The 14,148-nt window shown below is 26.6% G+C and carries 11 protein-coding genes; 5 read left to right on the top strand and 6 right to left on the bottom strand.

Features of this window, described 5'->3' with window-relative positions; all coding sequences use genetic code 11:
* Positions 1-161 precede the first annotated feature (161 nt).
* Together H0H71_RS00320 and H0H71_RS00315 are read left to right on the top strand one after the other, a co-directional pair.
* Positions 162-1,898 (top strand): TrkH family potassium uptake protein, encoded by a 1,737-nt coding sequence (locus tag H0H71_RS00320; RefSeq protein WP_185856142.1) that lies wholly within the window; start codon positions 162-164, stop codon positions 1,896-1,898.
* Positions 1,899-1,977: 79 nt separating this feature from the next.
* A complete protein-coding gene (locus H0H71_RS00315; RefSeq protein ID WP_185856140.1) occupies positions 1,978-2,685 on the top strand; it encodes a potassium channel family protein in 708 nt (235 codons plus the stop codon).
* Positions 2,686-2,709: 24 nt separating this feature from the next.
* On the opposite strand, the gene H0H71_RS00310 is transcribed toward H0H71_RS00315, so the two are convergent.
* Genes H0H71_RS00310 through H0H71_RS00285 form a run of 6 tightly spaced genes read right to left on the bottom strand, consistent with a single transcriptional unit; the run spans position 2,710 to position 10,783 of the window.
* A complete protein-coding gene (locus H0H71_RS00310) occupies positions 2,710-3,894 on the bottom strand; it encodes a hypothetical protein (protein WP_185856138.1) in 1,185 nt (394 codons plus the stop codon).
* A gap of 3 nt (positions 3,895-3,897) precedes the next feature.
* A complete protein-coding gene (locus H0H71_RS00305) occupies positions 3,898-4,533 on the bottom strand; it encodes a c-type cytochrome (RefSeq protein ID WP_185856137.1) in 636 nt (211 codons plus the stop codon).
* A gap of 16 nt (positions 4,534-4,549) precedes the next feature.
* Positions 4,550-5,095 (bottom strand): DUF3341 domain-containing protein, encoded by a 546-nt coding sequence (locus H0H71_RS00300; protein ID WP_185856135.1) that lies wholly within the window; start codon positions 5,093-5,095, stop codon positions 4,550-4,552.
* A gap of 4 nt (positions 5,096-5,099) precedes the next feature.
* Positions 5,100-6,485, bottom strand: coding sequence for an NrfD/PsrC family molybdoenzyme membrane anchor subunit (gene nrfD / locus H0H71_RS00295; protein ID WP_185856133.1), 1,386 nt, complete (start codon positions 6,483-6,485; stop codon positions 5,100-5,102).
* A gap of 8 nt (positions 6,486-6,493) precedes the next feature.
* A complete protein-coding gene (locus H0H71_RS00290; protein WP_185856131.1) occupies positions 6,494-9,400 on the bottom strand; it encodes a 4Fe-4S dicluster domain-containing protein in 2,907 nt (968 codons plus the stop codon).
* Positions 9,401-9,442: 42 nt separating this feature from the next.
* Positions 9,443-10,783 (bottom strand): c-type cytochrome, encoded by a 1,341-nt coding sequence (locus tag H0H71_RS00285; RefSeq protein WP_185856129.1) that lies wholly within the window; start codon positions 10,781-10,783, stop codon positions 9,443-9,445.
* 153 nt (positions 10,784-10,936) lie between these two features.
* On the opposite strand from H0H71_RS00285, the gene H0H71_RS00280 reads away from it, so the two are divergent.
* The 3 genes from H0H71_RS00280 to H0H71_RS00270 all read left to right on the top strand — a co-directional run bounded on the left by H0H71_RS00280 (position 10,937) and on the right by H0H71_RS00270 (position 14,072).
* Positions 10,937-12,259, top strand: coding sequence for a M16 family metallopeptidase (locus H0H71_RS00280; RefSeq protein ID WP_238784457.1), 1,323 nt, complete (start codon positions 10,937-10,939; stop codon positions 12,257-12,259).
* 83 nt (positions 12,260-12,342) lie between these two features.
* A complete protein-coding gene (locus H0H71_RS00275; RefSeq protein WP_185856450.1) occupies positions 12,343-13,752 on the top strand; it encodes a M16 family metallopeptidase in 1,410 nt (469 codons plus the stop codon).
* Positions 13,731-14,072 (top strand): DUF59 domain-containing protein, encoded by a 342-nt coding sequence (locus tag H0H71_RS00270; protein WP_394798410.1) that lies wholly within the window; start codon positions 13,731-13,733, stop codon positions 14,070-14,072. The genes H0H71_RS00275 and H0H71_RS00270 overlap by 22 nt, the downstream gene beginning before the upstream one ends.
* Positions 14,073-14,148 lie beyond the last annotated feature (76 nt).

Genomic DNA, 14,148 nt, shown 5'->3' with positions numbered 1-14,148 from the left:
TAGTATAAATAATATAATTAAAATTAATTAACTTAATTTTTTAAATTTTAAAAAGATCATGAATTTTTTGAAAAAATGAAAATAAATCCGTTTTATTTTTTATTTGAAAACACTTAATAACTAATTTTTTAATATGAAAAAAATTTCAAAAAAAATTATGTATGATAAAAATTAGTAGATATAAGAATCTATTGTCGTTTATAACTCCAGTTTTATTTTTATATGTAATGATATCTTTAGGATGGAAAACTTATATAAATCCTTTTTTCAATTCAATAATGCTTATTGGAATAGTATTTTTTTTAAGTATTCTACATTTTTTTGTTCTTTTCGAAAAGAATCTGAACAAAGGATATCAATCTATGATTTTTTTATCTTTTTTTATTTTGATGGGATCACTTATTTTTTCCTTTTTTCAAATTTTTTATAAGAATGAAGAAATTTCAGAAGTAAAAATTCCCTTGTTTATTAGTCTCATCTTATATATACTTATACGAGTAACACATTTTATGCGTATTGTATACGTTAAAATACATAATCCTGCTTTTATTTTTATTACTAGTTTTATTATTTTGTCTTTTTTGGGATCTATATTATTAATGCTTCCATCATCTACAGTAAAAAGAATATCATTTATAGATGCTTTGTTCACTTCTACAAGTGCCGTTTGTGTAACGGGACTAGTGGTATTAGACACAGAAAAAGATTTTACTTTTTTTGGAAAAATAATTCTACTTTCTTTGGTAGAACTTGGAGGCCTTGGGATTTTGACTATCACTTCTTTTTTTAGTTATTTTTTTAGAGATGGATTTTCTTTTAGAGAGGGGGTTTATATCAGTAATTTTTTAAATAAAAAAACTACGAATAATGTTCTTATTTTAGCTGTCAAAGTGGTCCTGTTTACTTTAATAGTAGAAACAATAGGAGCTTTATTAATTTATTTTTCAATTAATAGAAAATTGGAAAATCCATTATTTTTTTCTGTTTTTCATTCTATATCCGCTTTTTGCAATGGAGGTTTTTCTACTCTTAGCCAAGGATTTTATTCTGAATCTGTAAGATTCAATTATTTGTTTCAATTTATTGTTGCATGTTTATTAATATTGGGGGGAATCGGTTTTGATATTTTATTTAATTTTTTTACATACATATGGATAACATTTAAAAAATTTTTTTCAAAAATTTTGAAATATGAATATTTTAGACATCCTGTTCACATTGTCACGTTAAATACAAAAATAGTCGTGTTTACTACTTTTTTTTTACTTTTTTTAGGAACTATTTTTTATTATATCAGCGAATACCATTGTTCTCTTTCAGAACATCCTTCTTTTGTAGGAAAATGGATAGTTTCATTTTTTTCTTCTGCTACATCTAGAACAGCAGGATTTCAAGTATTAGATATGAATAAATTAGCTCCAATTACTATCTTATTTACCATATTTTTAATGTGGATAGGGGCTTCTCCAGCTTCTACAGGTGGTGGAATTAAAACAAGTACTTTTGCATTGGCACTAATGAATATTGTTTCTTTGTCTAGAGGAAAAGATAGGTTAGAGATTCAAAGAAAAGAAATATCTTCAGAATCTATTAAATTAGCTTTTTCAATTATAATGTTATCTCTTATTGTAATCTATACTAGCATTCTGATTATTATTTGTTTAGACCCCAACCAAGAGATACTCTCTATTTTTTTTGAAGTTTTTTCTGCTTTTTCAACAGCAGGATTATCTTTAGGAATTACTTCTAATTTATCCATTGGAAGTAAATTGGTTTTAATCGTTTTAATGTTGTTAGGAAGAATAGGGATTTTCAATATTATGTTAGGTCTATTGAAAAATAGAGTTAATACTCATGATTATTATAGATATCCTTTAGGATATGTTCTTATCTGTTAAGTATAAAAAAAATATTTTTTGTAATTTTTATTTTAGTTTTTCTTGAATAATTTATTTATTCAAAAATTATTGAATTGAAATGAAAATTATAATTATTGGACTAGGAAATTTTGGGCGGTCTTTAGCACTCAATTTGACGGATAATGGACATGAAGTTTTTGGTGTAGATAATAAAATGGAAAAAGTAGATTTATTAAAAGATCATATAGCTCATGTAGTATGTATGGATGCCAATAATGAATACGCTTATAAAGTTTTACCTATCCAACAAGCTGATTTAGGAATTGTAGCTATTGGAGAAAATGAAGGAGCTTCAATAGTTACTACGGCTATACTGAAAAAGTATAAACATCTTAAAATAGTGAGTCGTTCGTTATCCAAAATACATGATACAATATTAGAAGCAATGGGAATTAACAATGTAGTTCATCCGGAACAAGATGCGGCTTTTCGATTAACTAAACAAATATCTTTTAATTATGCTTTAGATTATTTTAGAGTAGATAATAAACATTCTATTGCTGAAGTTTTTTCTCCATGTTCTTTTAGTGGAAAATCTGTAAAAAGCCTAAATTTAACACAAAAATATTCCGTTTCTTTAATTACTGTTATAAGAGATATTAAAAATCCTATGTCTTCTAAAAAAAATTCTACAAGAAAAGTAATTGGATTAGTTACTGGAGATACTTTTTTACAAAAAGGAGATATTTTAACACTTTTTGGATCTAATAAATCTATAATGAATTTTGTAAAAGATAAGGATGCAATTCCTAGTTCTAGGAAATAATATTAATCTTTGAATGTGAATTTTTTACATATAAGGATATTTGTAATTTTTACTTTCTTCAAAGAAAGGATTTCCAACTAAATTTAGTTCTTTTTTATTTAGATTTGAGAATAAAATATAGATAAAAAAAGATCCTACTAACATCAAGGAACCTGTTGTTTCATACAATCCAAATTTTGGTAATTTCATAACTTCAGGAGCTATCAAATTGTATATATCTATATAATGCCCAATCAGTAAAATTGAAGTCGCTATAACAACTATTCTGGTATTTTTTTTGTTATTACTACTTATCAATAAAATAAAAGGAACTAAAAAATTTGGAATAAGAATCCAAAAATGAACAGAATTATACATTTCTTCTCTTTTAATAAAATAAGAAACTTCTTCCGGAATATTTCCATACCAATATAATAAAAATTGTGAGAACCAAAAATACGCCCATAATAAACTAGAAGAAAAAAGATACTTACTTAAGTCATGTAAATGGTTTTCGTTGAACAAAGGCAAACAGCCTTTTTTTTTGAGATAGATAGATGTTATTGTAATGATCCCAATTCCTGTTACTATATAATTACTTAAAACATACCAACTGAATAAAGTACTAAACCAATGCGTATTTAAGGACATAATCCAATCCCACCCCATGAGTATAGATGTTATAGAGAAAAAAATAATAAAAAAAATAGATATGAAATTTAGCTTTTTGTAATCCGTTAAAGAACGTGTTACATTTAACAAGTGAGATATTTTTTTGATTTTAAAATAAAAAAAACTCCATCCGGCTATATAAATTATACTTCTTATTAAAAAAAAAGGAATGTTAAGAAATAATTTTTTACCGAAAAAAATTTTATCAACAGAATTTATTAAAGAAAGATCTATCCAATGAAATAAATGAATTTTTCCCATTGAATTTAATAACAAGGTAATTAATATCATGAATCCTCCATATGGAAGAAAAGAAGAAACTCCTTCCATTACTGGATGAATTATAATCGACCATCCTGATTTCGATATATTTTGGACACATAAAAAAAATAATGCTCCAAGAGAAATAGTGGTAAAATAAAAAAAACTTATATATAAACTCATCCAAATAGAAGTTGAATTTTCTTTGAATAAAATTTTTTCAAAAAAAAGAATCAATAACCCTGATCCCATTAAAATGGAAATTATTATTTTCAATTTTTTAGAAAATTGATACATTTTTTATATTTTTTTTATATTTTTTTTTAAATACATTACATATTCTGCTACTTTCCATCTATCAATTTCATTTAATTGAGAAGAATAAGAACTCATATTATTTCTTCCATATGTTACAACATGATAAACGCTACCGATAGTTATATCTCTATCCTGATAACTGGGAACTCCTAATATTTTTTCATTTTTAACTAGAGTTCCTTGTCCATCTCCATTATCTCCATGACAAATAGAACAGTTTATTTGATAGATATTTTTTCCATCTTCTAGAATTTGATTTCTTTTTTTTTTATTTTCTGAATTGAAAGGAGATGTAACAATTGTTTTAGAATGATCGTATCCTTCATTTGTATTAGGAATAGTATAAGGAAGAAATCCATAAGAATTTCTTGGGACAGTTCCCTTTATAGGTAAAAGGGAAGACCCTTTTCCTCCTAAAAAAAAAGGAATTTGAATTTCATTATTAGATTTTTTATAATCAGGATATGGGTCTGAATATGGTTCATAAGCATCAGAATAATACATATCTGGCATATAAACTCTGTTGGGCTTAGATTTATCAAACCAACAGGAATCCAACATTAGATGAATGATTATTAAAAAAAAAGGAATGATCATAACAGAAAAATATTTTTTCATAATTTCTTCTATCTATCTAATTATTAATTTTTTTTATGTTAATTTTCATAGCCCCATTTTTTTTTAATAAATTCATTAATTTTTCAGTATTTTCTTTTGTATGACTGGGATAAATAATTTCTATTAAAAACATATCGTCAGTAGTCCTTGGATCTGGATTTTTTGAAATAGATCCTGGAAATAATCTACATTGAATAAGATAAGTAATACACATGAAATGTGCAGAAAAAAAAATGGATAGTTCAAATATAACAGGAACAAAAGAAGGAATATTTCTTATCCAAGAAAAAGAAGGTTTTCCTCCAATATTTTGTGGCCAATCCCAAATCATAGTATACCAAGTAAGAAAAATTCCTGTAAAAAGTCCTAATACTCCATATATAAAAGATAAAAAAGATAAATGTGTTTCTTTTAATTTTAGTATTTTGTTTAAATGATGAATTGGAAATGGAGAATAGACTTCATGTATATTGATCCCATTTTTTTGAAGAATTTTTATGCTATTTATCATCAAATCATCATTATCATATAATGCATGAATATTTAATAGATATTTATTCATTTTTTTATTTTTTACATACAAGTTCTTTCTTTATAGAAGATTTTAATATGGTTTTCAGTTCAGATTGTGAAATCACTGGAAAAACACGGATATATAACAAATAAAGAACGAAAAAAAAACCAATAGTTCCTATAAATATTCCAACATCTACAAATGAGGGAATAAATCCCGTCCAAGAAGAAGGAATATAATCACGACTTAAATTCAATACAATAATGTCAAATCTTTCAAACCACATTCCAATATTTATAGTAATTGCTATAACATAAGTCCAAAAGAAGCTTCTTCTTATAGACTTAATCCATAGAAATTGCGGAATAATAACATTACAAATAATTAAAGCCCAAAAAGCCCACCAAAATGGACCAGTAGCTGCTTTTATAGAAAAATAAATATACCTTTCGAAAGGACTTTCTGAGTACCATGCAAGAATAAATTCAGAAACATATGCTAACAAAACTATTCCTCCTGTTAACAAAATGATCATATTCATATATTCAATGTGTTTTCTTGTAATATAACTTTCTAAAGAAAGAACTTTTCGGGCTACACCTAACAAGGTTTGTACCATTGCAAATCCTGAAAATATAGCTCCAGCTACGAAGTAAGGAGGGAATATAGTGCTGTGCCATCCTTTTATGACAGAAGTAGAAAAATCAAACGAAACAATTGTATGGACTGAAAAAACTAGGGGGGTACATAATCCAGCTAAAATTAAAGAAATCTCTTCAAATCTTTGCCATTCTTTAGACGTACCACTCCATCCAAAACTAAGAATGCTATAAATTTTTTTTTGAATAGGGTCTGTGACTCTATCTCGTATCATAGCAAAGTCTGGAATCAATCCCATAAACCAAAAAACAGTTGAAACGGAGAAATAAGTACTAATAGCAAAGACATCCCATAAAAGAGGAGAATTAAAGTTAGGCCATAAACTTCCAAATTGATTAGGAATAGGTAACACCCAATGCGCATTCCATGGTCTTCCCATATGAATAATAGGAAATAATCCAGCTTGTATAACAGCAAAAATAGTCATTGCTTCAGCGGATCTATTAATAGATAAACGCCATTTTTGTCTAAATAACAATAGTACCGCTGAAATTAAAGTCCCCGCATGACCAATTCCAACCCACCAAACAAAGTTAGTAATATCCCAAGCCCAATTGATGGTTCTGTTTAACCCCCATACTCCTATTCCAGTCCCCAAAGTATAAAAGATACATGCTACTCCCCATAAAAACGCTAAAATAGAGATAAAAAATGCCATCCACCACAGATTCCCTGCCTTTTTTTCTATAGGTCTCAGAATATCATCTGTGATGTTTCTATATGTTTTCTTTCCGATGATTAATGGATCTCTTACAGGAGAATCATAGTTTTTTGACATAATTATATCTATTTCAAATTTCTAATTTTTAATTGATAGGAAATATTTGGGCGTATTCCTATGAATTCAAGAAGTTTATAAGATCTTGAATCTTTTATTTTACTAGAAATATGACTATTATTGTCATTAATATCTCCAAAAGTAATTGCGTGGGTAGGACAAGAAATACTACAAGCGGTTTCAAATTCTTCATCTTTTACCTTTCTGTTTTCTTTTTTTGCTATTCCTATAGTATATTGAGTTCTTTGTATGCACAAAGAGCATTTTTCCATAACCCCCCTGGTTCTTACAACAACATCTGGATTAATTGCCATTTTTCCTAAGCTATTATTCATGTTGAAATCAAATTTTTGATTGTTTACGTAATCAAACCAATTAAAACGTCTTACTTTATAAGGGCAATTATTTGCACAGTAACGTGTTCCAACACAACGATTATAAGCCATCATATTTTGACCTTGTTTTCCATGAACTGTTGCTCCTACTGGACATACTGTTTCACAAGGAGCATAATCACAATGTTGACACATTATAGGTTGAAAAAAAACTTTTTCTTTTTCATAATATCTATCTATACGGATCCAATGTAGATCTCTCGATTTTCTTATTTCTTCTTTTCCAACAACAGGAACATTATTTTCAGAATGACATGATGTAACGCACGATCCACATCCAATACAAGCGTTTAAATCTATAGATAAGTTAAAATGATGTCCTTCTTTAGATTTAGAATAATTTTTATTGTCTTTCCAAATGGAAATTTGGTTTGGAGAAATCATCCCCTTGTGAGTAGGGAATTTTTCTTTTTCATTCCAAAATTCCATAGGTTTTTTTAAAAAAGTTTCTAAATCTGTTTCTTTTACTAAGTTCCTTCCAACTGTTGTATTTTGTAGTTGAATACAAGCAAATTTATGTATTTTTTTTACTTTTTTAATTTGTATGTTTTGTTGTATTAAATCAAAATGTTCATAAACTCTGTAAGCGTTTTTTCCATTACATATTTTAGATAATTTTCCTATTTTTTGTCCATATCCAAAAGCTAATCCTAGAGATCCTACTGCTTGTCCAAGCTGAATATAAACAGGAATATCTTGAATTAATGTTTCATTATTTTTTATTAGATCTACACAATTTCCGTTCATAGATCCGTTTCCTGTATGCCAATTTTCTAATCCTATTTTCTTTGCATCGTAAGAGGAGATAGTTAAATAATTATCCCAAGTAGTTCTTGTGATAGGATCTGGAAGTTCTTGTAACCAAGGATTATTATATTGCTGGCCATCTCCCATACTTGTTTTTGTGTATAATCTAAGTTCAAAATGATTTTCTAATTTTTTTTCATGATTCATTATTTTTTTATAAAATTCATAATTGTTTGTTTTTTTTGTAATTATTTTTTCTTCTTTTTCTAATTCTACAACTCCGTGAAATAAAGCTTCATTAAAAGAGGAAACATTTGATTTTGGAATGATTTCTTCTTCCCAAATTTTTTTTAAAAAATCGTAATAATTTTTTTCTTGAATTTTTCCCCAAATGATTAAAGATTCTTGAAATTGTCTTGTATTGAATATCCGTTGAATAGTAGGCTGAATCAGTGTATAAAATCCTGTAATAGGATGAGTATCGCCCCAACTTTCCAGCCAATGCGGGATAGGTGCTAAAACATCCATCATTTCATTAGTTTCATCTTTTTTCATAGAAAAAGAAATGGTAAGAGGAATATTCTTTAAGAATTTTTTTATTTTTTTATAATAAGAAAACGGAAGACTATAAATAGGATTTGTATTATGAATCAAAAGGGCGCCAATCCTATTTTTTTCTAAATCTTCTAGAAATTGTTTAAATTTTTCATCATTGCTTTCTTTTGATAAGAAAAATCCTTTTTGTAAGGCATTACTGTGTATTTTTTGATTTATTAAAATAGATTGAATGTAAGATTCTTCATCTCCATCTGAAAAGATGACGCTTTTTGAACTTTTATTTTTAATTAAAGAAACTATTTTTTTGACATTTATATCATTAGATTCTATTCCTAAACAAATCTGTTGATAAACTTCAAATAACATTTTTTTTATATCAGAAGGTTTTTTTGCAATACGAATATCTGCATTTGCTCCAGATAATGTCATAGTACTTTCTATTTGAATATGTTTCATCATATGTTCAATTGGCTTTCTGCTATTAACATAAGATTTTACCATATGGTCGGGAGACCAATCTCCAAGAAAATCAGCATCAAAAGATACTATCAATTCTGTTTTTGATAAATCAAAAAGTGGAAGAGCACGATATCCAAACACATATTCTGATGCATTTAAAGCTTTGGAATATGAAATGGCATCATAAGTAATCCATTTAGTGGTGGGATATCCTTTTGTAAAGGATTGAATTAATCTTTTTGTAGATAAGCTTGGAAAAGAAGATGAAAGAATAACAATATCTTTTTCTTCCTTGGATATTTTTTCTAAATGTTGAATTACATAATCGTCTATTTTTTTCCAAGAACATTTTTTCTTTTTAAGAAAAGGATTTTTTAATCTTTCTTCATCATAAAGAGATAGAATTGAAGATTGTATTCTAGACGATGTGGTATTCAAATATTTTGATGTTGAATTGGGCTCAATTTTAATAGGACGACCTTCTCTAGTTTTTACTAAAACACTTCCAATATCAAAAGAATCTATCATAGTGGATGCATAATAAGTAGGAATACCTGGAGTAATGGCATCTGGTTTGACTACATAAGGAATAGATTTGATTACTGGACCTTTACAAGCTGCTAAAGCTACTGAAGCCGTACTAAACCCAATCCATTTAAGAAAGTCACGTCTCGACGTTTTGTTTCGAAAAAGAACTTTAACTGTATTTTCTCTATTTACAGCATTGTAAATATTTTCTTTTTTTAATTTCATCATGAATCTAAAATTTTTTAAAAAAAAAGGAGATATATAAAATAATCAGTAGTGGCATTTTGCGCATTCCGTTCCTCCAATCATATCTACAGTTTTATTTTTTTCTTGTTGAACATTTGGAAAATGTTCAATATAATATTTGTTTTTAGTATCTATTTCTGTTTTTCTATGACAAGAGAGACACCATCCCATAGTAAAATCATTGGACATTTCTACTTGATCCATATTTTGAACTTCCCCATGACAAGCATTGCAAACTAAATCTACTTTTTTTGATTTTTTTATCATTTCTTTTCCAGTGATTACATGTTGAGAATGATCAAAATGAACAAAATCTGGCATATTGTGTATTCGGATCCATTGAATAGGGCGTGTTTTTCCGGAGTATTCTCTTTTTTCTGGATCCCAACCTACTGAATGATATACTTTTTGTATTTCTTCATTGTATTCTTCTCTGTTTTTTCCTTTTTCAATATAATCTCCTTTATATTCATTAATAGTGATATGACAATTCATACAAACATTTACTGAAGGAATCCCAGAAACTTTGCTATATTTAGCAGTAGAATGACAATATTGACAATCTATTCCATTAATTCCGGAATGAATTTTATGAGAAAAGTAGATGGGTTGTTTCGGCTTGTATCCTTTATTGACATCTATTCCTATTAAAAAAACCCATATTTCATATCCAATCAATAGGAATAAGAATCCAAAGAAACAACAAAAGAAATAGACAACTCTCTTTTTTTTTAAAAAAAAACTGTCTAAGAAATTAGATAAAAAAAGGATACTAATTTTTAAAAAATTTTTTCTCTTTTTTTCTTGTTGTTTAAAAATGGTATCATTCTCATTTAATAATTTTGTCAATATTTTAATTCTATATAGAATCCAAAGAAGGATAATGGATAAAAGACTAAATCCAAAAACAATTATTTTAATTAGAAATTGAGTTTCTATTATTTCATTTTCATTATTGTTTATTCCATTATCTATAATTTTTAAATTTTCTTTTTTTTTTGTATCTCCTATTGGATTTTTAATAAAATATAAGATATCATCTATTTGTTGTTCAGATAATTGAGAAAAAGAATTCATTTCTATATTTCCATATTCTTTGTAAAGATCTATTGCCTCTTTATCTCCGCTTTTTCTTAGTAATTTGTTGTTAACAATCCATTTATGAAGCCATTCTCTACTTCTTTTTTCTGTTACACCAGATAAAGCTGGTCCTATCATTTTTTTTTCTAAATCTATGGAATGGCAAGCTGTGCAATTTTTTTTGAAAAGTTCCGATCCTCTTTCAGCATTTCCCTCTATATCTTTTGATTCAATTTTGAAAATTGAAAACAAAAAATATAAAAGAATGAATACAAAATTTCTCATATTAAGAATCAATTCGTAATTTTTTTTATGAAACAAAAATAAAGGAAAAGAAAAAAATCATATTTTTTGGATAAAAAAATTCGTAAATTTCTTTTCCTAATCTTTATCTTTAACTCTTTTTGTTGTTTTTATTCATTTATTTTTTTTTCAGTCATGAATAGAATTTTTTTTTTAATAACAATCATAACAATAATAATGTTGAATTCTAATTCCTTAAAAGCAAGTACTAAAGTTAGATTTTTTGAAGAGACACTATCAAATGGACTCCATGTTATTTTACATCAAGAAAACACGAATCCTTTAGTTTTTATCTCTGTTGTATATCATGTAGGAACTAAAAATGAATCACCTGGAAAATCTGGATTTGCTCATTTTTTTGAACACCTTATGTTTGAAGGATCTAAAAATGTTAAAAGAGGAGAATTTTTTAAGTACATCGCTTCTAATGGAGGTAAAAATAATGCTTATACTAATCATGATGAAACTTGTTATTACGAAATTTTACCATCAGATCGTCTTCCTTTAGCATTATGGTTGGAGTCTGAAAGAATGTTTCATGCCAAAATTGATAAGGAAAGTATTGATGTTCAAAGAAAAGTAGTCAAAGAAGAAAAAAAAATGCGAATAGAAAATCAACCATTTTCAAAAGCAGTTTCAGAAATTATTCCTTCTCTATTATTTAAAAAGCATCCTTATAAATATCCAATTATTGGATTCGATAAAGATTTAGATACCACAACAGAAGAAGATTATAAAAAATTTTATGAAACTTATTATGTTCCAAATAACGCAATTTTAGTAATTGCAGGTGATTTTGATATGAATGAAGCGAGAAATTTGATAAATAAATATTTTTCTTCTATTCCAAAAGGAAAAATAAATTTATTAAAAAAAATAGAGGAGGCTCCCATAGATCAAGAAATATTTTCTACATATATGGATAAAAATACTAAAGTGCCAGGAGTTTTCTTCTCATATAGAGTTCCAAAAATAATAGATCAAGATTCTTATGTGTTGAAGATTATAGATCATATTCTTTCTTCAGGTGAAAGTTCTCGTATAATGAAAAATGTAGTGAATAAAAAACAAATGGCTTCTTACGCAGGATCTTTTTTAGATTCTATGGAAGATTATGGAACTTTTATTATATATGGGCTCATAAATCCTGGAATTACTTTAGATCAATTAACAAATGTTATGGATGAAGAAATTGAAACTTTAAAAGAAAAAGGAATTACTCAGTATGAACTTGAAAAACAAAAAAATTTTTTTGAAAAAAAATTTCTTTCTGAGAATTATTCTATGAGTGGAATAGCAGATAGTTTAGCACATTATTCTTTGTACTATAAAAATACAGATTTAATCAACACAGATATTGAAAAATATCGTAAAATATCTGTAGAAGATATTAAAAGAGTTGCTAATAAATATTTGAATAAAAATTGTAGAGTTCGTTTATATAATGTTCCATGTTAAATTTTTTTTTTTTGAAGAATTTGAAGAAAAAGAATATTATTATTCTTATTTTTTTTATTGTTATAAATATTTTTTGTAGTAGTATGTTTTCTAAAAATCAAACAGTTGATCGGAGTATTCCTCCTAAATCTTTAAAAAGAAAGACAATTATTAATATTAAAAGACCAAAATTTTTTCAGATGAAAAATGGGTTGAAAGTTTTAATTGTTGAAAATCATAAGCTTCCTTTAGTTAGAATTGGTTTAGAATTGGATCATCCACCTTTTTTGGAAAAAAATAAAGCGGGAATAAAAAAGATTTTTGGGAAAATGCTTCGTTCTGGAACAAAAAATTTATCTAAAGAAGAATTGGATGAATCTATAGATTACATGGGTAGCACTTTGTATACTTCCTTTTCAGGAGTATCTGTTTCTACTTTAAAAAAAAATCTAGATAAATCTATAGCTATTATGAGCGACATTATAATGAATAGTAAATTTGAGAATTCTAAAGAATTAGAAAAAATAGTGAAGCAAAGAATTATAGATATTAATCTCTCAGAAAAGGATCCAGATTCTATTTTACAAAGAGTTAGAAATGTTCTTTTTTTTGGAAAAAATCATCCTTATGGAGAATATGAAACGTATGAAACCATAAAAAATATTACTCTGAATGACTTAAAAAAATTATATGTAAAATATTACATTCCAAATATTTCCTATTTATCTTTTATAGGGGATATTTCTTTTCAGGAGGCAAAAAAATTATGTAATCGTTATTTTTCTAAATGGAAAAGAAAAAAAATTGATTCTAGAAAATATAAATCAATAAATCTAAAAAGTAGAATTTCATCTTTAGAAATAGATGTAGTCGATCTTCCCTCTCTTACTCAATCCACAATTTGTTTTGGAGGACCGATCAATTTTAAGAAAGGGGATACTATGTTTTTCCCTTCCATTTTAGCAAATGGAATTTTGGGAGGGGGACCTCAAAGTCGCTTGTTTTTAAATATTAGAGAGAAGAATGCCTATACATATGGAATTTATTCAGTTTTGAAATCAGATAAAAATATAGGTGACTTTTCTATTTATACTCAAGTAAGAAATGAAGTCACAGATAAAGTAATTAAAGATATTTTACAAGAAATTGTAAGGATAACTAAAAAGAAAGTTTCTTTGGAAGAATTGAAAATTAAAAAAGAAGAAATATGTGGTCAGTTTCTTCTTGATTTAGAAGATCCAAACAGAATTAGTGATCTTTTTATTAGTGAGTTTAAAAATAATCTTCCAAGTAATTTTTACAAAAATTATTTGAATAATATAAAATCCGTAACTATTTCCAATATTTATCAGGCTAGTAAAAAATTCTTTTCTCTAAAAAATAGAAGAATTTTAGTGATTGGAAAAGTTAGTGAAATATATCCTATCCTAAAAAAATTAGGATATCCTATTCGTTTTTTTGATAAATTTGGAAACAAAATTAAAGTCAAAGAGTGTCAAAAAAGAATTCTATAAATGAAGTTTCTTACTCTTTTTTAGATTTAGAGAATCGAATTATCTCTATCTTGAAAAGTATCTATGACCCAGAAATCCCAGTGGATATTTATGAACTGGGTTTAATTTATGATATACAGATTTCTCGTAAAAAAAAAGTAAAAATAATCATGACTCTTACAACTCCAAATTGTCCAGTTGCTGAAAGTTTACCTTTAGAAGTAAAAGAAAAAGTTAAATCTATAAAAGAAATTTCAAATGTAAACGTTATTTTAACATTTGATCCTCCTTGGAGTAGAGATTTTATGAGTGAGGAAGCTCGTTTGGAATTGAATATGTAGATATATATATTAATTATGTATTATGTATATGTAAAAAAAAATATAATGTTATAAAAATGAAGATAAAATTATTAAT

This window comes from Blattabacterium cuenoti, from assembly GCF_014251375.1.
In the GTDB taxonomy this organism is placed as follows: domain Bacteria; phylum Bacteroidota; class Bacteroidia; order Flavobacteriales; family Blattabacteriaceae; genus Blattabacterium; species Blattabacterium cuenoti_K.
Note: the sequence above shows the minus strand (reverse complement) of the source record. Positions and strands in the feature narration are given on the sequence as shown.